This window comes from Bacillota bacterium (genome assembly GCA_012842395.1).
Taxonomy (GTDB): Bacteria; Bacillota; SHA-98; order UBA4971; family UBA4971; genus UBA6256.
Map to the genome: position 1 here is coordinate 1 of DUSX01000009.1, position 18,846 is coordinate 18,846.

The following is an 18,846-nucleotide window of genomic DNA, read 5'->3' on the forward strand; positions in this document are numbered from 1 at the left end:
CGTCCGCCGCTAGGATGCCTCGGTAGCAAGCTACCTCAACACCCCCGCTCGACTTGCATGTATTAGGCACGCCGCCAGCGTTCGTCCTGAGCCAGGATCAAACTCTCCGTAAAATACCCGAAGAGCTATCTCTAGCTCCCTCACACAAGCTCTAAATCAAAACCACACCTTGCCTTAGCTCACTGTTTAGTTTTCAAGGAGCAAAGCCAACTTCGGCGGCAGAGCTGTACCTCTGCCGCTTTTTGATATTACCACGGACCTAAGCCTGTGTCAAGGCCCGGCGGCAATTCTCTCGTAACAACTCCTCAACAGCGCTTTGACAATTGCCAAGCTAGACCCGATGTCACCCGATGCCCCGCCCGCCAGCGCACCGTCTCCAAACGGTGTCCCGGAATCGCCGGATCGCACCGCGGCCGCCTGCGCTGCAATGAACTCGCGCGCTTTTGCGGCGAGCTCGGGGTCGCTCCTGGGATCAGCATATGCCGTTCCGAATGGCTCTCGTGACGCCTCCGGCGGACCGAAGAGCACCCGTACGTCCTCGGCAAACGTCTCCTCCGGCGACGACGCCCAGGCTTCGGTGTTCACTTTGCCGTCCGCCGCCCAGCCGCGTATGCCGCGCAGCGACATGTAGCGGCTCCAGGTCGTCGGATTGGCAGCATATGTCGGGCCGAGCGCGCTGAGCTGTATATGGTGACCGAACTCGTGCGCAACCGTGACCGCGACCTGGTTCGCTATGACCTCACGTCCCGCGGCCGCCGCTCCGATGAGCGTGTACCCTTCCGCCCCGAGGCCGCTCACGTCGCCCATTGAAAGCGGGAGCAGGTACACCCGGTAACCATCGAACGCAGGACGAGGCAGGTCCATGGCCCGCAGCGTTCTCACGACCTCGTCCACCTGTGGAAGCCTCGACGGGTCCGCGTCATATAGGGGAGTGCCGTCGCTCAGGCGGTACAGCGAAGCCGCCTCTTGAGCTGCCGCGTCGCAGACTGCACGCTCGCGCGCTGCGCTCAGCCATCCTGTCAACGGGGACCGAAGCGCAGACAAGAGGTCCTCTCGTGTGCGGAGCGCCACATCCAGGACGTGCAACCAGCCGGTTGCTTGGGTGTCGTATACCGAGAACCCCAGGTCCGGGTCACGGTACGAAGGGCGCTCATCGAGATACGCGATGGCTTCGCGAAGTCGCGCGATCTCGCAAGATATCCGGCTCAGGAGGACCGCACGGTCGTCCAGACCGGCATACCCGCGCCCCGAGAGCGCGCCCAAGGTCTGGCCCAGGGTCCGCAGGTACTTTACGTCCCGCTCGAACCAGTCCAGAAACCCCGCGCCCTGCCCGATCGCCGGATCGTTCACCGGGCTCTGCGCCGTTGCGGGCGCAGTCCCCGCGAACGGCGTCTCTCGGGCCTCGCGGTCGCCCTCGACGGCCCCAGCGGTCCCGATGTCCTGCGCGCCAGCAACGTCCTCGGCGCTCCCGCCGCTGCGGCTTTCCCAAAAGCCGCAGCCTGCCACCGGCGCTGGGACGATTGTGCCGCGCTCAGCCGCCGCTCCGGCCTCCCGCCCGGGTCGACCCAGCGTGAGCCCGCTAGACTCCGTAGGCACGGCGGTCGCCCAAGAAGAGCGGGCCCACGCCACCGCTAGGACTGTCAAGACGGCTGTGAGAAGCAGCGCCGCAATGATCCCGAGTCTCTTCGCGCGGCCTGCCGACCATTCCCGCACCTTGCTTGTCACTTTGATATTCCTCAGGGCACACCCGGCCTGGCGTGCGCTTACAACCCGAGCGGACACGTGTCAGTCTCTCCCTCCCACTGTAACTAGGTATGCCGCCAAGAGTTCGCGCTACTTTTCGGCGGAGGGGTCCTGCCCAAGGCTTATCGGCCTTGCCCTCCGGGGACGGAGTGGTTGCGGCGCGCCTCGTTGGAATCAGGCGCTTAAGACAGCCGAATTCTCCACGCCCCGTCGTGCAAGTACCGGCAACCCTAACGCCGTGCCGTCAAGAACGGAGACGAAGACTTGTGGCGCCATACGTAGAACGCAGCAATAATACCACGTTCGGCGCATTATGTAAACCTCGCATCGCTGACGCGCACGAGCTCAGGGCGTGGACAAGCACACCTCTAACCATAGTGCCCTGAGCTTTGGTCTCCTTTCTTGGACAGTGCTTGGGCGGCTGCCTGGTCCTCGCCCGGCGAGGCGACCGGAACTTGGGGAGACTGCGGCGTGAACGTGAATTCGGACGAGGCGCCGCGAAACATCGCCCAGGCATCGACTCTCTCTGCCCCGTCGCTACTCACCGGTCGCAGCGCATTATCCGTAGATGCCCGGCAGATAATACTGTTCGAGGAGGTGATCACGTGGACGACCGTCTATCTTCAGATGACAGAGCAGGTGGTAACAGCGCCGAGCAGGTCTCGGCTGGGGGCGGAGCGAACGGCAACGGCTCAACCAGAGGCGCCGGAAACGGCAACAATAGACGAGGACGGGTGAACACGAGCGCCTGGATAATCGGTGCGCTCGTGGTGGTCATAGCTGTGTTCGCCGGACTGAGGTACGCGAGAACCCCCGCGCCGACACGCCCTGCGCCCACGAGGCCCGCACCTACTACGCCTACTCCATCGCCGACGCGTTCGGCTCCGACCGTCACGGATCTGGAGCGCGACCTGAACAGGGTCGAGGACGCTGTGCGGCGCAAGGACTGGACGGCCGCGGACAAGGAGTCTTCGAGGCTTCGCACCACCTGGGAATCGCTTCGTCCCCGTGTGACCAGCACCAACACGACGAAGGACGTCACGACGTTCGACACGCGCCTGGACAGGCTCAGAGCAAACATCCGAGCGAAGAATGAAGCCGGTGCCAGGCAGGATCTAGCGGAGCTCAAGACGACGGCACGCAAGTTCAAGGTGGCCCCTACCCGCGGGACGACTTCAGGATAGACATGGGGGAAACGCGGGAACAAGATGCGCCGGGGCCTGGCCGCGGACTCACGCGAACGTGAAACGCGAGGTGAGCGGCAGGCCGCCGGCGCTTATGTTGTCTCATTGTCTTGCATTACCCTTGGATTACCTCGCCGCTCCGGCGGAGCCGACGCATGAGACGGATGAGAGGTATCCGCTATCCTCCGACTGAGAGCTATCCCTTGACGACCCCAAGCGGCTTCATTCGTGCGACTTTGTGGGAGATGCCTGCCCCGTGACAGACATGCACCACCTCGTTCACGTCTTTGTACGCTTCGGGCGTCTCCTCCGCAAGCGCACCCCTGCTGGCGGCCTTGACGATGATCCCGCGCTCCCGTAACTCAGCCTGGAGCGCAGCGCCGCTCACCGCCTTTTTCGCCGCCGCCCTGCTCATGACGCGTCCGGCACCGTGGCAGGTCGAACCAAACGTCTCCTCCATCGCGCGCTGCGTCCCGACGAGGAGGTAAGAGTTGCGGCCCATGTCACCCGGAACTAGCACGGGCTGCCCGGTCTCGCGATAGTCCGCGGGCACGTCGGGATGGCCCGCCGGAAACGCCCTGGTCGCGCCCTTGCGGTGGACGCACACACGACGCCTCTTTCCGTCCACCACATGATCCTCGATCTTTGCGATGTTGTGCGCCACGTCGTAGATAAGCTCCATGCCGAGGTCTTCCGGCGAGCGCCTGAACACTTTCGCGAAAGCCTCGCGCGTCCAGTGCATGATGCACTGACGGTTCGCCCAGGCATAGTTGGCGGCGCACGCCATGGCCGCGAAATAGTCCCGTCCCTCCGGCGAACTCAAGGGAGCACAGGCGAGCTGCCGATCGGGAATGGTGATCCCGTACTTCTTTATGGCTTGCTCCATCCTGGCGAGGTAATCGGTGCACACTTGGTGGCCGAGGCCGCGCGAACCAGAATGGATCATCACCACGACTTGTCCAACGGAAAGCCCGAACCTCTCGGCCAACGCGCTATCGAAGACCTGGTCCACCACCTGGACCTCTAGAAAGTGGTTGCCCGAGCCGAGCGTGCCGAGCTGTGGCATGCCTCGCTTTATGGCTTTGTCGCTTACCTTGCCTGCGTCAGCGCCCTTCATGGCGCCGCGTTCTTCTGTGTGATCGAGGTCCCGCGGCCAACCGTATCCGTTCTCCACCGCCCAGAGCGCGCCCTTCTCGAGGACCTCGGCCGTGTCGTTCTTCCCCAGCTTGATCACGCCGGTCGAACCCACGCCCGACGGAATATCCCGAAAGAGCTGGTTCACCAGAGGCTCGAGGCACGCACGCACCTCGTCCTCGAAGAGGTTGGTTCGGAGGAGCCGCACGCCGCAGTTTATGTCGAATCCGACGCCGCCTGGTGAGATGGCCCCTTCGTCAGCGAGGGTCGCCCCCACGCCGCCTATCGCGAATCCGTAACCCCAATGAATGTCGGGCATAGCAAGGGACATGCCCACCATGCCCGGCAGAAAAGCAGCGTTAGCAACCTGCTCGGGAGCCTGATCCTCGCGGATATGGTCCACGTGCCGTTCGTCCGCGTAGATCATGCCGGGCACCCTCATGCCCGCCTTGTAGGTCACTGGGATGCGCCAGCGAAACTCGTCCACCCGCTCAAGAGGGCCTTTCCATCCGTCAGCCATCGCAATGCGCCTCCTGAGTTCCCGGATAGTCCTGGATCTGCCCGATCCAAGCACACCGTGACAGCATCGTCACGCCCGTTTCCAGCCCCGAAGTCCCGTCTTGGATTGGCGGCCTTGCCATCTGGATCCGAATATGCGGATCCGAATACATCGGCTGAAGTCCCCGCCGCTCTTCGGCGCGCGTGTCTCGCCCAGCGTTGCCAGCCTTGTCCTGCCGGGGCGCCGCGCTTGCGGCGCGCGGCGCGCCTGGTCCGAATTCGGCGCGCGAGGCACCTGAATTCTCCAAGCCCCGTCGCGCTCGTGCAACCACCGGCAACCCTGGCGCCGTCAAGCAAGGAGACGAAAACTCATGGCGCCACACCTAGACGTCGAATATGGCCTGCGCCATCCACGCATCGCTGCGACCTTCCCGGGCCGGGCGGCAGGCTACCCCTCGCGCGCCTCGTGCCGCCGCCGCCGGCTCTCCGGCACGTTCTCCTGGCGGCTCGGCGATTCTCTCAACCTTGAGCATGTGGTAACTAACGCCCTTTATCTCGATCTCCAGAGGATGTCGCGCCGGGTCTATACTCTCGCCCCATACCAGCGCGCTTACCTCCCAGGTGCCTGCGCTCTCAGTGGCTCCCTCCGCGCACCACTTGGACCCGGGTCTACCAGCGCCCAGGTCCAGGGTGTTGGGGGAGTCGCCGCCGGTCGCGAGCCGGGCCGCATGTCCCGGCTGAAGCCCTGGCCCCGCTCCCTCCGGGGCTACTATCGAGATCTCCTCCACCCTTGCGACGAGAAACCTCTCTGCGTCGACCAAGTAAACCAGCTCTTCAAGCCAGGCCACGAGCAGACCTTCCAAGTCGGTCGCGGATGCCCTGACCCGCCTCTTGTCTCTTTCGAGGACGAGCCTGTGCTCGGGGATGATGAGCGACATCATGCCCATCGCCATATTCGCGAACGCCTCCCCGAGCGTGCGCCCCCAGGCGCGGATGCCGATGTCGGCGGTATGCTCCAGGATCTCGTACGAGTTGGGCACTGCAGCATCCACCATCCCGAGCGTCAGCCGCCGTTCTTGCCCACCACCTGGGCGAGGGATACGACCTTGTCACCAGGCTCGAGCTTCATCACGCGCACGCCCTGGGTAGATCGCCCCTGTTGCGGGATGTCGGCGGCGTTCATCCTAATTATTATGCCTTCCGCCGAGATGAGCATCAGCTCGTCGTCGCTGGTAAGAACCTTGACGTCGGCAGCCGGCCCCGTCTTGGGCGTCACCTTGAGAGTCTTGATGCCCCTGCCTCCCCGAGACTGGAGCCTGTATTCCGCAAGGGGCGTACGCTTCCCGAAGCCGTTCGCCGTGACGACCAATAAGTCGCAGCCTTGCCTCACGACGTCCATGCCGACCACCGCGTCGCCCTTGGAGAGCGAGATGGCCTTGACACCGCGCGCGACCCGGCCGAGCGGCCGCACCTCGTTCTCCCTGAATCGGATCGACTGGCCCTGGGCGGTCACGATGATGAGCTCCTGGTCGCCTGAGGTCAGCTTGACGCTCACGAGGTCATCGCCCTCAGAAAGGTCGATAGCGATGACGCCGGAGCGCCTGACGTTATCATACATCGAAAGCGCCGTCTTCTTGATGACACCGTGGCTCGTGGCCATCACAAGGTACTTGTCGTCAGCGAAATCCCGGATGGGTATGACCGCCCGGATGCTCTCCCCCGGAGAAAGGGCGATGAGGTTCACGACCGCCGTGCCCCGCGCCTGGCGGCTCGCCTCCGGCACCTCATACGCCTTGACCGAGTATACCTTCCCTTTGTTCGTGAAGAAGAGGATGTACTCATGGGTCGTCGTCACGAAGAGATGCTCCACGAAGTCTTCCTCTTTCGTGCTCATGCCGGTCACGCCACGCCCGCCCCTGCGCTGGCTGCGGTAGGTCGTCAAGGGCAGTCTCTTGATGTAGCCCTGATGGGTCAGGGTCACCACGATGTCTTCCTCCGCGATGAGGTCCTCGACGTCGAGCTTGCCCGCGGCTGCCGCGATCTCGGTACGGCGCGGATCGGCATACTCGGCCTTCAGGGCCAACAGCTCCTCCTTGACGACCTCGAGAACCTTCTTCTCATCGGCAAGGATGCCCTTGAGCTTGGCTATGAGCTTGATGATGTCGATATACTCGTCCTCGATCTTCTGGCGCTCAAGGCCCGTGAGGCGCTGCAACCTCATGTCGAGGATGGCCTGGGCCTGTTTGTCGGACAGCATGAAGGTCTTCATGAGTCCTTCCTTGGCTATCTCAGGCGTCCGCGACTCGCGGATGAGCGTGATTATGGCGTCGAGATTATCGAGGGCTATTTTCAGGCCTTCCAGGATGTGTGCCCTTTCCTCGGCCTTCGCCAACTCGAACTTGGTCCGCCTCGTGACGACCTCTCTCTGATGCTCGATGTAGTAATGGAGGGTCTCCTTCAGGTTGAGCACCCTGGGCTGCCCGTCCACGAGCACGAGCATGATGACGCCGAACGTGGACTCCATCTGCGTGTGCTTGTACAACTGGTTCAGGACGACGTTCGGGTTGGCCTCGCGGCGGAGCTCGATGACTATGCGCATCCCCTCCCTGTCGCTCTCGTCGCGAAGGTCCGTGATGCCGTCGATCTTCTTGTCCCGCACAAGCTCTGCTATGCTCTCTATGAGCCTCGCCTTATTCACCTGGAACGGGATCTCCGTCACGAGAATCCTGGTCTTTCCACTTGAGGAAGTCTCGATCCTCGCACGTGCCCTGATCGTGATGGATCCGCGGCCCGTGGAGTAGGCATCCCGTATGCCGCCCCTGCCCATTATGAGAGCGCCCGTGGGAAAATCCGGCCCCTTTATGACCGTCATAAGCTCTTTGATGGACGCATCGGGGTTGTCTATGAGCATGACCACGGCATCTATGACCTCGCCGAGATTGTGAGGAGGGATGTTCGTGGCCATTCCCACCGCGATGCCGGACGAGCCGTTGACAAGGAGGTTCGGGAATCGCGCAGGGAGCACCGTGGGCTCCTTCAAAGACTCGTCGAAGTTGGGAACGAAGTCCACCGTGTCCTTGTCGATGTCGGCAAGGAGCTTCGAAGTGATCCTTGCCATGCGCGCTTCTGTGTAGCGCATGGCAGCCGGCGGATCCCCGTCGATGGAACCAAAGTTCCCGTGACCGTCTATGAGCGGGTACCTGTGCGAAAAATCCTGCGCCATCCTTACGAGCGTCTCGTATATCGCGGCGTCACCGTGTGGATGGTACTTGCCCATCACCTCGCCCACGATCGTCGCCGACTTGCGGTGGGGCTTGTCTGACGTAAGCCCGAGCTCGTTCATGGCGTACAGGATACGCCGGTGGATGGGCTTGAGCCCGTCCCGCACGTCGGGAAGCGCCCTGCCCACTATCACGCTCATCGAGTACAGGAGGTAGGACCGCTTCATCTCGTCTTCTATGTTTATGGGGATAACCTTCCCGTCCCTAGGTTCAACCAAGCGTCAGGACCTCCCTACGCGCTCTTTGCGCTCATCTGAAACCGTCGCGCCCACAGCACCGCCACGGGCCGTGGCATAGCACCTCAAGCTATATGTCCAGGTCAGTGACCTCCTTGGCGTGTTGCTGGATGAACTCGCGTCGCGGCTCCACCTTGTCGCCCATCAGCGTGGTAAAGATCTCGTCCGCGGCCATCGCGTCCTCGAGCGAAACCTGAAGAATCGTGCGCGTCTCCGGGTTCATCGTTGTCTCCCAGAGCTGCTCCGCGTTCATCTCACCGAGACCCTTGTACCTCTGCACGGTCACGCCCTGCCTGCCCACTTTCTGCAGGATGGCTTCGAGCTCCCTCTCGCTGTATGCGTAAAAATCCTTCTTGCCCTGGCGCACCCGGAAGAGCGGGGGCTGGGCGATATACACGTTCCCGTTCTCTATGAGCGGCCTCATGTATCGATAGAAGAAGGTCAGAAGCAGCGTTCGAATGTGCGCACCGTCCACGTCCGCATCGGTCATCGCCACGATCTTGCGGTAACGCAGCTTGGACGGGTCAAAGTCGTCGCCGACGCCCGTTCCGAGGGCCGTTATCATCGCCCTGATCTCCTCATTGGCGAGGATCTTGTCGAGGCGCGCCTTCTCAACGTTCAGGATCTTGCCGCGCAGCGGCATGATGGCCTGAAAGCGCCTGTCGCGGCCTTGCTTGGCGCTGCCTCCCGCGGACTCCCCCTCCACCAGGAACAGTTCGCACAGCTCAGGCTCGCGCATCGAACAGTCAGCGAGCTTCCCGGGGAGCGATGACACTTCGAGCGCGGTCTTGCGTCGAGTCAGCTCCTTGGCTTTCCGGGCAGCCTCCCTTGCGCGCGCGGCCGATAGGCATTTCTCCACGATGGCCCTGGCGCTCGCCGGCCTCTCCTCGAAGAATTCCGCAAGAGCCTCGGCCACCACCGAGTCGACGATCCCCCGAATCTCGGTGTTGCCGAGCTTCGTCTTCGTCTGCCCCTCGAACTGCGGCGCGAGCAGTTTCACGCTCACGACCGCGGTAAGGCCCTCCCTCACGTCATCGCCGGTGAGGTTTTCCTCGTTCTCCTTCAGCATCCCCGTCTTTCTGGCGTAGTCGTTGATGGTACGCGTGAGCGCCGAGCGGAAGCCGCTCAAATGCGTGCCGCCTTCGGTAGTGTTGATGAAGTTGGCGAATGAGAACGTGTTGTCCACGTACCCATCGTTGTACTGAAGGGCGACCTCCACCGTGGCATCGCCGACGTCACGCGACACGTAGAATATCTCAGGGTGAATGGGATCCCTGTTCTTGTTTAGGTGCTCGACGAAGGAAACGATGCCCCCGTCGTACTGGAACTCGACTCTTTTTCCGTCCCGCTCATCCGAGAGGCTGATCTTCACGCCACGGCTGAGGAACGCCAGCTCGCGCAGACGATGGACAAGGATGTCGAAATTGAACTCTATCGTCTCGAAGATCTTGCGGTCGGGTAGGAACGTAATCGTCGTGCCCGTGCTGTCAGCGGTTCCTTTCACCTTGAGATCGGTGACGGGCTTTCCTCGCTGGTAGCGCTGGTAGTATACTTTACCGCCAGAGCGCACCTCAACCTCGAGCCACTCGGAAAGGGCGTTCACCACTGATACGCCCACGCCATGGAGCCCACCGGAGACCCGATACGCGCCGCCGTCGAACTTTCCTCCGGCGTGAAGCACCGTGAGGACCACCTCAACGGCTGGCCTCCCGGTTTTCGGATGAATATCAACCGGGATGCCCCTGCCGTTGTCGACCACTCGGAGAGAGCCGTCCTTCCCGATGGTCACATCTATAGCGTCGCAGTAACCCGCGAGGGCCTCGTCGATGCTGTTGTCGACGACCTCGTAGGCAAGCTGGTGCAGCCCGCGCACGCCGGTGCTGCCGATATACATGCTCGGCCTTTTCCGAACGGCCTCGAGGCCTTCGAGCACCTGGATCTGCTCCGCGCCGTACGGCGCGTCAACATGGGCTCTATCTGGATGGGCGCCTGGCGCGGCCCCGTAGCGGGCTTGATTGTTCCCTCCACTGCCGATGACATTACTCATGATACCGCCGCACTTTCCATTACGAGGTTGTTGGTTGGGAGCACGTTATCTGAGACTATGCCAGCACCTGTCTCACTTCGGGTGGTCGCCGGGCTGCGGACATCGCACTAGGGGCCGACGGCCGACGCCTCAAGCGGGACGCGCCTCGTCGGAATCCGGCCCTCGAGGCCAGTGACGGGCAACTGACATCCATCGTGCAATCACCCAATCACCGGCAGCCCTTCCTAACAGTCGGGAACAGCCGGGAGCGCTCCTGCACGAGACTGTTGAACTTCCCCAGCAGGTCCCAATCAGGTGCCAATTCGGACAATCCCGGCGACGGCCTCGTCGGCTTCAACCGCGCCAGGGTGGCACAGACTGGTTGGGCTGGCGCCGCTCAACGGCCCCCACCGCCCCTACTTATAGCTAGAGCTTGTCTTTGAACCGTCAAGAACCGTGATGTCATCATCACGGTTCCCGCAACAGAGCAGCCCCGCACCATTATACCAAACGTAGGTTCGACGTCAACCCGCCGCAGCGCGCTGCATTTATGTTATTATACCGCCGGACCCTTGTCAACGAGACCAGGCCGAGGCCGGAGTCCGGAGTGCGGGGTTGGACAAGGCCGGGCAAGGCCGGGCGGTCTCGCTCACTCCTCGCCCTCGGCACCCGCGTCACCCCCGGCAGCTGCCTGGGGATCCGTGTAACCAGCTTCGAGGCGCCGGCGTAGGGTTGCGAGTGATATCGGCGACAAGTACACGGCAGACGGCGTGATCACGGCGCACTTGGCCTCTTGCCCGTCCATAGGCGAAAACCTCTGCCCGGCGCCGCTCTTAGCCAAGAATTCCGCCAAAAGAGGAGATTTCCTCGCAATATCGATATCCAGCATGGCCACGAGATCCTTGACGGCCACGCTTACCTGTCCTCCTATGTGTAGAAACAACTGCATCAGCCCCTCATGTATCGGTGCGTCTCGCCCTTGTCACACCACGCACGGAGTCTAGGCCCATTCGCTTCACCTCGAGCCCGATCGCTACCCAGTCATCCCGAACTCACCCCACGTTCGCCGGCCCGCCCAGGTCCATGTCTTGGCGTGCCCTGAGCGCGGCCGCCATTGCAGCTCGGGTGAAGGCCGCCCTCACTTCAGGGTCGGCGATCGCCGCAGCAAGAGCCTGGATCTCCTTCATTTCGGCGCTGGCGAGCGCGTCCGTGCGAGACTCCCCGCGCCCGCGCCGGCCGTTCGGCGCGCCTGCGCCGGGCCCGCTGCTCTCGCTTGCGTCGCACCGGGCTGCGTTCTCGTCGCAACGTCGGTCCCTTCCCAGGCTCCTCGCCTGGAACCGGATGTCCACGATCGTGCCGCGTCCGAGCTGTCGGTTGAGCTTCTTGATGATGTCCGCCTTCAAGAGCGAGAGCTCGTTCGCCCAGACCGAGCTCTTCACGGCCACGAAAAGAACACCGTCCCGGCAACTCAAAGCTCTCGACGCTTGAGCGGCAGCAGGCCCCACGACCTCTGTCCAGACGTCGACGGCCCGCGCTCGCCTCACCTGTCTCATAATGCCGAGGCGTTTCAGGCCTCCATCAAGCGCCTGCTGCAGCCGCACCACCTCAGCTCACCTCTTCCACTCGCCCTGCCTCCACCCGGAATCGCTTGAGCGGCCCACCCATGTCACCCAGCAGCTTCTCGTCGGTGGTTGTGACGATAGTCTGCACGCGGTCATTGAGATACTCCCAGAGTCGTTGTCTCTTTCCCGGGTCCAGCTCGCTGGAAACATCATCCAGCAGCAGGATGGCATCCTCCCCGACCTCGCTCTTCACGAATTCGAGCTCGCCCAGCCTCACCGCAAGCAGGACCGAGCGCTGCTGACCCTGAGAGCCGAAGACCCTCATGTCCACGCCGTCGACGACGAAAGCCACCTCGTCCCGGTGAGGGCCCACGAGCGTGACACCTCTCGCCAGTTCCTCGGGACGGGCCTTCTCGAGCTCGCGGTGGAAAGCCTCCTCCCACCTGCGCGCCGTGTCTCCTTCCTCGCCCCGCGTTTTTGCAGCAGCTCCCACGTTCACGAAGACGGAGGGCCGATAGACCATTTCAAGGGTGCCGTCCGGGGATATGTGCCGATGCGCGACCTTGGCGAGCACCGAGAGCTTTCTTATCGCCTCGGCTCTCTTCAGCATGACACGGGTGCCCGCGGCAGCGAGCTGCTCGTCCCACACGTCCAGGGCGGGGTCAGGCTTGCCGGCTGGCGGGGAGTCGTAGCGCCTCTCCTTGAGATAGGCGTTTCTCTGTGCCAGGATCCTACGGTACGCCGAGAGGTCTCTGCGATACGACTCGCTCACCGCACCTATCTCCGTGTCGAGGAAGCGGCGCCGTTCCATCGGGCCGCCTTTGATCATCCGAAGGTCGTCCGGGCCGAACACTACGATGTTCGCCGCGCAGATGTTCTCAAAGGCCGAGTCCTGCGGAACGCCGTTTATCTTCACGGTCTTACCGGCTTCACGCGTGCAACCTACCTCCACGACGAGAGGCTCCTTTCTACGGATGAAGCGACATGCCGCGTAGAAGGCGCTCTCGCCCCACGTGATGAGGTCAGCGTCACGCACCGTCCGGTAGGACGACCCGGTGCCGCAGAGATACACGGCCTCCAGGACGTTGGTCTTGCCCTGCCCGTTGTTGCCCGATAGCACGTTTTTCCCGGGAAATAGCTCCAGGTCTGCCGTGACGTAATTCCGGAAATGCCTGAGCTTCAGCCTCTCAAGGACCATCGCTGCCCTCTCCCGCGCCCACAACGCCCTCTCGCGCGCCCACAACCTCGAAGGTTTTCACCGGACGCCTTCCCTGGCCATCAACCGTCCCGTCATTTCCTGTGACGGTCACAGCAACGATGTCGCCGGGGTGGAGCTTTCTTCCGCGGCGCAGCTCCTGCTCGCCGTTCACGCAAACCCAGCCGTCCAGGACCACGGCTTTCGCTTGGCCCCCGGTCTGGGCTACGCCGGCCCACTTCAGAAACTGGTCGAGCCTGATCGTGTCACCAGAGATGTGGACTCTCGTCGGCTCTTTCGCGACTGTCATGCGTTCACCGTCACCGGCATTATGAGGTACAGGTACTCACTGCCGGCCCCTTCAGGTCGCGGTTGCTTTACGACCACCGGGCTCACGGGCCCCGTGACCTCGAGGACAAGCTCGTCATCGCCCACGGCTCGCAGCACGTCCAGAAGGTACCGCGCGCGGAGAGTCGTCTCGCCTGCCTCTCCCTCGCTCCTCGAGACCGCTATCTCCTCGAAAGCCGTGCCTACCTCGGGCGCGTTGGCGGTGATCGTGAGGGTCTCTCCCCCATACCCTAGCTTGACAGTGCCGAATTCGTCCTTCCCGAGCACCGCGACGCGTTCGACAGCCTCCAGGAGACTTGCCCTCTTCAAGAGCAGACGACTCTTCCACACCTTTGGAATCACCCGCTCGTAGTTGGGGAATTGCCCGTCGATGAGCCGGCTAACGATGGTCGTCGTGCGGCACCTGAAGGCCACCTGGTTGGCGGAGGCGTGCACCTCCACCTGTGCGGCCTCGCCCTGGACGATCCTGCCGACCTCGCCGAAGGCCCTGGCAGGGACGATCATCTGGACCGCGCCGCGTTCGGGGTAACCCGCGGCGGTGCCGGTCTGTCCGCCGTCCAACCCCACTTTACGGAGGGCAAGCCTGAATGTGTCAGTCGCAACGAGCCTCGCCTCGCCGGCCCCGATCGACACGAGCACACCGGTCAGGAAGGGACGATTCTCGTCCACGGCCGCTGCGAACGACGTCTGCCTCACGAACTCGGCGAGATCCCTTCCCGGAACGCTCCAGCATACGTCCCCCTCGACCTGAGGAAACAGGGGAAACTCGGCGGGGTCCATGGAGTTGATGCTGTACACCGCTTTGCCGCTGGAGATCGTTGCAACCCGGTTGCCTGGATCGAAATCGATCGTAACCTCACTAGCGGGAAGGCGCTTCACTATCTCTCCCAAGTAGCGGGCCGGGAGCACCATCGCAGCCGCGGACGTGACGCTCACAGGCATGTACGTCTCCACGGAAAGCTCAAGGTCGGTCCCCACGAGACGAAGGCCTTCGGACGTGGTCTCCATCAGCACGCCCGAGAGTATGGGCAGGGTAGTCCGGGCGGACACGGCGCGCTGCACCGTGGCCACTGCCGAGGCCAAATCGTCCCGGTCACACGAAAGGCGAATCGGGTATCCGACCGGTCTCCCCTCTTCTGAACCTGCTGTCTCGATAGTTGACTGCTCCATCTGATCAAGGTTATCCACGCTTGTCAGGTCCCCCTCTCATTCGCGGCGGTCGTCGAGTCTCCGCAACCCCGCGACGGCTTTGTTGGCTTTTTCCCCCGGGCTGACCTCACAGGATGCGGCAGAACCCAGCATTCCCGTGTCGCTGTGGTTGGGTATGAGAGGCCGATCACGTGAGGCGGTTTTCCACAGGACCGTACTCCGGATCTCATTCTTAGTACGTGTACAGTTTTCTAGTACCAGTAGTAGGGCCTGTGGATTTGTGGATAAGCCCCGCGATCCGTTGCGCGGCGCGGCGTCTAGGTGTGGACAAACCTGTGGATTTTCGGCACGATCTGTCCACATTATAAACAGGTCGTCCTGATTCGACACCTTACCCACAGTGGCTCCACAGGCTATCAACCGCTTGTCCACAGGATGCTCACAGGCGGCTCGGCCATGTGCGGCGGCGGCATTAATGGGCGTCAACGTCAAGGTCAACGTCAGGTCATCTCCTTCAAGCGGGCGATGATGGTCCGGATCGCGCCGGCGAGGGCCTCGTCCTCCTCCATGTCCGCCCGTATCTTCGAGCAGGCGTGGAGGACTGTGGTGTGGTCTCTGCCGCCGAAGGCGACGCCGATCGTCGGAAGGGACTCCTCGGTGAGCTCCCGGCAGAGGTACATCGCGACCTGCCGCGGGTAGGAGATGGTCCTGGTTCTCTTCTTCGCTTTCATCTCGTCCGGAGGGATCTGGTAGAACTCGGCAACAGCCTGCTGGATGTGGTAAATCGAGACCTGCTTCGGCTTTTGAGACGGGATCATGTCCTTGAGGCACTCCGCCGCCGTGGCGACGGTGACGGGCTTGTTATGTATGGAACAATGCGCTGCCACGCGGGTGAGGGCGCCCTCCAGCTCCCGGATGTTCGACCGGATCTGGTTCGCGATGTACGCAAGGACTTCGAGCGGCATGTCGAGCTGCTCGAGCTGAGCCTTCTTCTTGAGAATCGCTATACGGGTCTCGAGGTCTGGTGCTTGGATGTCGGAGATGAGCCCCCACTCGAACCTCGACCTGAGCCTATCCTCAAGCGTGGGGATCTCTTTTGGAGGACGGTCGCTAGAGATCACGATCTGCTTGCCTGCCTCGTGTAGAGTGTTGAAAGTATGGAAGAACTCCTCCTGCGTTCGCTCCTTTTGGGCCAGAAACTGGACGTCGTCGATGAGAAGGACGTCGACGTTCCGATATCTCTCCCGGAACTCCACGGTTTTGTCATCCCGAATCGCGTTGATGAGGTCGTTCGTGAACTTCTCGCAAGGCGCATACACCACCCGTGTGGACGGGCTGTGCTGGAGCACGAAATGGCCGATTGCCTGCATGAGGTGGGTCTTGCCTAGGCCGACGCCTCCGTAGATAAACAGAGGGTTATACGCCCGGCCAGGAGCCTCGGCGACAGCGAGGCAGGCAGCGTGCGCGAAGCGGTTGCTGTTCCCGACCACGAACGTCTCGAATGTGTACTTCGGGTTCAGGCGAGTCGTGTAAAGCTCATCGTTCATCAGCGACCCCGCATGGCCCGCGTCATCTCCGGCAAACTCGTCCGCTCGTTCGGAGGGCACGGAGCATACGAAGGACACGTCGAGGTCCTCGTTCGTGAGCGCTTTCAGCGTGCGACGGATGGGCTCGCGGTAGTTATCGGTCAAGAACTTCCTGCCTATGTCGTGCAGAGTCCGCACTACGAGCGTGTTCCCGTTCATACCGATCCCCTCGGTACCGCGAAGCCACGTCTCGAAACTGGGCTTCGGTACCTGACCCTGCATTACCTCGAGGACCTTCGCCCAGAGTGCATTCGCGCTTTCAGCCATAACTGCTTACCTCCCACAAGAAGGCCCACCAGATGTCCCGCTATCCCCCACCATTTACCTCGCAAGGCGAGCGAGGTACGTCATGCCTCGCGCCGTAAGGCGGCGCTTTCCGCTTCCGTCGGCGGGCTCGACAAGCCCGTGCTCCTCAAGGGAAACGAGATCGCGGTAGGCCGTGCTAAGGCTTATGTCAAGCTCTTTCACAATGGTGGAGGGCCCCGCCTCGCCCTTTTCAGCGAGCACCCGGAAAACCTTTCTCTGCCGGTCTGAAAGGGTGGCATCGAGCCTTTCGAAAAGACCCTTTTCATCCCGGGCATCTGAAACGGCCGCTCCCTCGTCAACGACGCCCTTGCGTGGCGCCGCGGAAGGCTCCGGGCGGGCCTCGCGCAAGCCGGGTTCAGCGACCTTTTCCACGGTGGAAGGCCTTTCCGGAGCGCCGGACACGGACTCGGGCGGCCTAGAAAACGACGAAAGGGTCACGACGCACCCGCGCTTCAGGTTGTCCTCGATCGAGACAAAGCCCCCGATCGCGCGCATGGAGTCCCGCACGATGGGAAGGCCGGAGCCCACACCTCGGATTATCTTGCGCATTTCGGTGGTCGCCGTGGTGAAACCAGGAAGGAATGCCTTCTCCTTTTCAAGTATTCCAGGACCCTGGTCTGACACCCTGATAGTGTTTCCGTCCGGCAGGATGCTTATCACCGCGTCCTGGAAGTCGGCGTGAAGGAGGTTTTCGACGACCTCCTTGATGGCGACGTACGGGAGCTGGCCCCCCTTTTCGTGAGCGAACGAGTACGTCTTCGAGGCCAGCTCGTTCAGGAGCTCTGAGAAGTCCTTTCCGCGTACGTCCACGATCCTGGGGACCGTGCTCAGCGAGTCGTACACGGCTATGCGCACCTCTCGCTCCGACTGCCTCTTCCGCTGGGTGAGATGATCGCCCTGCGAGCTAGGCTGGAGGGAGTGGCTCTCTGAGCCCTTGCGGAAAAGCCATGAAAAGACGCCTGGCATACTGTCTGCGGCCCGCCTTTCAGCCGGAGTTTTCCACAGAGTTTTCCACAGCTGTGAAAAACCCTGGGGGAAAGGAACGTGCACAGGAAATCCATAGGTTGTCCACAAGTTATCCACAAAAACTGTGGATAACACATGCTGAGGCCAGAGAGGGGTTTCCAATATCGAAAGGCCGTCTAGCTGGCCGTCGGTGATATCCACAGGCGATTCCGGAAAGCGTTGAAAGGCTTGTGGCGCCGTGATCAGAAACATCAACAGGTTACCCACAGAGTTATCCACAGGCTGTGAATTAGTCTGTGGGAAACTGGGAACTCTATACTTCTGACCAGGCGACATGGAAAGCCTGGAAAAGCCTCCGAAATCATATTAGCAGAGCTTTTCCAGGGTATCAAGGGACGATGGGACGAGGGGAAACGCGAGGGGGAGGGCCCGGAAAAGCACGGGGGAGTGCGAGAGAGTATTGGGATGAAAGGGACGGGTTGCGGGGACGCCGGAAGGAGGACGACGCGGGAGTCGAAGTGAGGCGGGAGGTGGTGAGCGGGCCGCGAGGAGGCGTGGAATGAGGGGCCGGAGGTTGTGCCGCCGCGGTGCGTAGGTCGCGGGGTGGTCTGTCACGGCGGGCTCGGGGCGGCGCTCCCCAGCTTGGGTGCCCAGCTTGGGTGCTGGTGTGGGATGGGCGTGGGTGTTGCGAAGCGGTTGCCGCACTTGACATGCAGGAAAGCGTTGGCTATAATTTGGCTGGCGTACACGCGCCACGGAACGGACGAGATACAGGAGGCGCGCGGTTATCATGAAGCGAACTTATCAACCTAATGTAAGGCACCGGAGCAAAGTGCACGGTTTCATGAAAAGGATGTCGACGCGTGGCGGCCGCCTCGTGCTGAAAAGGAGGCGCGCCAAGGGTAGAAAGCGGCTGACCGCGTGATGTCGGCGTGAAATGGGCGCGCCGTGGGGCCTATGGGGTGCGGTGGATGCCGAGAAGCGAGCGGCTGCGCAAGAGCAGTGATTTCACGAGGGTTTTCGAGGAAGGAAAGTCCCTTCCAGGCAGGCGGGTTGTGGTATACTACTTGGAAAACGGCCTGCCGTTCAACCGCGTCGGGGTTGCTGTGAGCAAGCGTCTCGGCGGAGCGGTTGAGAGAAACCGCCTGAAGAGGATCGTTAAGGAAGCGTATCGGACGAGCGAGGCGGCACTTCGGGATGGCCTGGACATTGTATTGCTACCCAGGTCGAAAGCGAAGACCGCCTCTTTTCAGGAAGTGAAAGAGGAGCTTCTCGGGCTTCTTTCGACGTGCGGTGCCTTACGAAAGGACGACGACGAAAAGTGAAAAAGGTGGGCATCACGACGAAAAGGGGAGCGGCTTGGCATAACGCGTGGGCGCGCGGCAGACTTGCTGTGTCCAGAACAGCCAAGGGTCTTGCTCTCCTATGTATCTGGGTTTACAGAAAATGGCTGACGAGGCTGAAGACGAGGCCCACGTGCAGGTTCTACCCTAGCTGCTCGGCGTACGCGTATCAGGCAATAGAAAAGTATGGGGTGCTCAAGGGCGGCTATCTAGCCGCGAGGCGGATCGTGAAGTGCCATCCGTTCCATCCCGGAGGGTACGACCCGGTCCCGTAGGCGAAACGGGGATG

General features: G+C 62.1%; 16 protein-coding genes and 1 rRNA gene. 4 read left to right on the forward strand and 13 right to left on the reverse strand.

The window, feature by feature from the left end; genetic code table 11:
• Positions 1-114 (reverse strand): 16S ribosomal RNA (locus GX515_03485); the annotation flags it as partial.
• Between the two features lie 156 nt (positions 115-270).
• On the reverse strand, positions 271-1,782 hold the full coding sequence (locus GX515_03490; protein HHY32079.1) for a hypothetical protein: 1,512 nt from the start codon (positions 1,780-1,782) through the stop codon (positions 271-273).
• Positions 1,783-2,156: 374 nt separating this feature from the next.
• Between GX515_03490 and GX515_03495 the strand changes: the two genes are divergently transcribed.
• Positions 2,157-2,927 (forward strand): DUF4363 family protein, encoded by a 771-nt coding sequence (locus GX515_03495; protein HHY32080.1) that lies wholly within the window; start codon positions 2,157-2,159, stop codon positions 2,925-2,927.
• 196 nt (positions 2,928-3,123) lie between these two features.
• Here the strand turns inward: GX515_03495 and GX515_03500 are convergent, their stop codons facing one another.
• From GX515_03500 to GX515_03550, 11 genes are all read right to left on the reverse strand, one after another.
• Entirely contained in the window at positions 3,124-4,581 is a 1,458-nt protein-coding gene (locus GX515_03500; protein ID HHY32081.1) for an RtcB family protein, read from the reverse strand.
• Positions 4,582-4,942: 361 nt separating this feature from the next.
• Positions 4,943-5,599, reverse strand: a complete 657-nt coding sequence (locus tag GX515_03505; protein ID HHY32082.1) for an archease — start codon at positions 5,597-5,599, stop codon at positions 4,943-4,945.
• A gap of 23 nt (positions 5,600-5,622) precedes the next feature.
• A complete protein-coding gene (gyrA, locus tag GX515_03510) occupies positions 5,623-8,058 on the reverse strand; it encodes a DNA gyrase subunit A (GenBank protein ID HHY32083.1) in 2,436 nt (811 codons plus the stop codon).
• An 88-nt stretch (positions 8,059-8,146) separates the two neighbouring features.
• Positions 8,147-10,123, reverse strand: coding sequence for a DNA topoisomerase (ATP-hydrolyzing) subunit B (gene gyrB, locus GX515_03515; GenBank protein ID HHY32084.1), 1,977 nt, complete (start codon positions 10,121-10,123; stop codon positions 8,147-8,149).
• A 628-nt stretch (positions 10,124-10,751) separates the two neighbouring features.
• Positions 10,752-11,015, reverse strand: coding sequence for a hypothetical protein (locus GX515_03520; GenBank protein ID HHY32085.1), 264 nt, complete (start codon positions 11,013-11,015; stop codon positions 10,752-10,754).
• A 139-nt stretch (positions 11,016-11,154) separates the two neighbouring features.
• Complete coding sequence (locus tag GX515_03525) at positions 11,155-11,706, reverse strand: DUF721 domain-containing protein (GenBank protein HHY32086.1); 552 nt, start codon at positions 11,704-11,706, stop codon at positions 11,155-11,157.
• Position 11,707: 1 nt separating this feature from the next.
• On the reverse strand, positions 11,708-12,862 hold the full coding sequence (recF, locus tag GX515_03530; GenBank protein HHY32087.1) for a DNA replication/repair protein RecF: 1,155 nt from the start codon (positions 12,860-12,862) through the stop codon (positions 11,708-11,710).
• Entirely contained in the window at positions 12,852-13,169 is a 318-nt protein-coding gene (locus tag GX515_03535; GenBank protein ID HHY32088.1) for an RNA-binding S4 domain-containing protein, read from the reverse strand. The genes recF and GX515_03535 overlap by 11 nt, the downstream gene beginning before the upstream one ends.
• Positions 13,166-14,395 carry a DNA polymerase III subunit beta gene (gene dnaN / locus GX515_03540; GenBank protein HHY32089.1) on the reverse strand — a complete coding sequence of 410 codons (1,230 nt, stop codon included), beginning with the start codon at positions 14,393-14,395 and terminating at the stop codon, positions 13,166-13,168. The genes GX515_03535 and dnaN overlap by 4 nt, the downstream gene beginning before the upstream one ends.
• A 461-nt stretch (positions 14,396-14,856) precedes the next feature.
• On the reverse strand, positions 14,857-16,209 hold the full coding sequence (gene dnaA / locus GX515_03545; protein HHY32090.1) for a chromosomal replication initiator protein DnaA: 1,353 nt from the start codon (positions 16,207-16,209) through the stop codon (positions 14,857-14,859).
• Positions 16,210-16,263: 54 nt separating this feature from the next.
• The gene (locus GX515_03550) at positions 16,264-17,091 is read right to left on the reverse strand and encodes an ATP-binding protein (protein ID HHY32091.1); all 828 of its coding nucleotides are present in this window, start codon (positions 17,089-17,091) and stop codon (positions 16,264-16,266) included.
• Positions 17,092-18,004: 913 nt separating this feature from the next.
• Between GX515_03550 and rpmH the strand changes: the two genes are divergently transcribed.
• The 3 genes from rpmH (at position 18,005) to yidD (ending at position 18,832) form a co-directional block, all read left to right on the forward strand.
• Positions 18,005-18,139 (forward strand): 50S ribosomal protein L34, encoded by a 135-nt coding sequence (gene rpmH, locus GX515_03555; GenBank protein ID HHY32092.1) that lies wholly within the window; start codon positions 18,005-18,007, stop codon positions 18,137-18,139.
• Between the two features lie 46 nt (positions 18,140-18,185).
• Positions 18,186-18,539, forward strand: a complete 354-nt coding sequence (gene rnpA / locus GX515_03560; GenBank protein HHY32093.1) for a ribonuclease P protein component — start codon at positions 18,186-18,188, stop codon at positions 18,537-18,539.
• Between the two features lie 68 nt (positions 18,540-18,607).
• Entirely contained in the window at positions 18,608-18,832 is a 225-nt protein-coding gene (gene yidD / locus GX515_03565; protein HHY32094.1) for a membrane protein insertion efficiency factor YidD, read from the forward strand.
• Positions 18,833-18,846 lie beyond the last annotated feature (14 nt).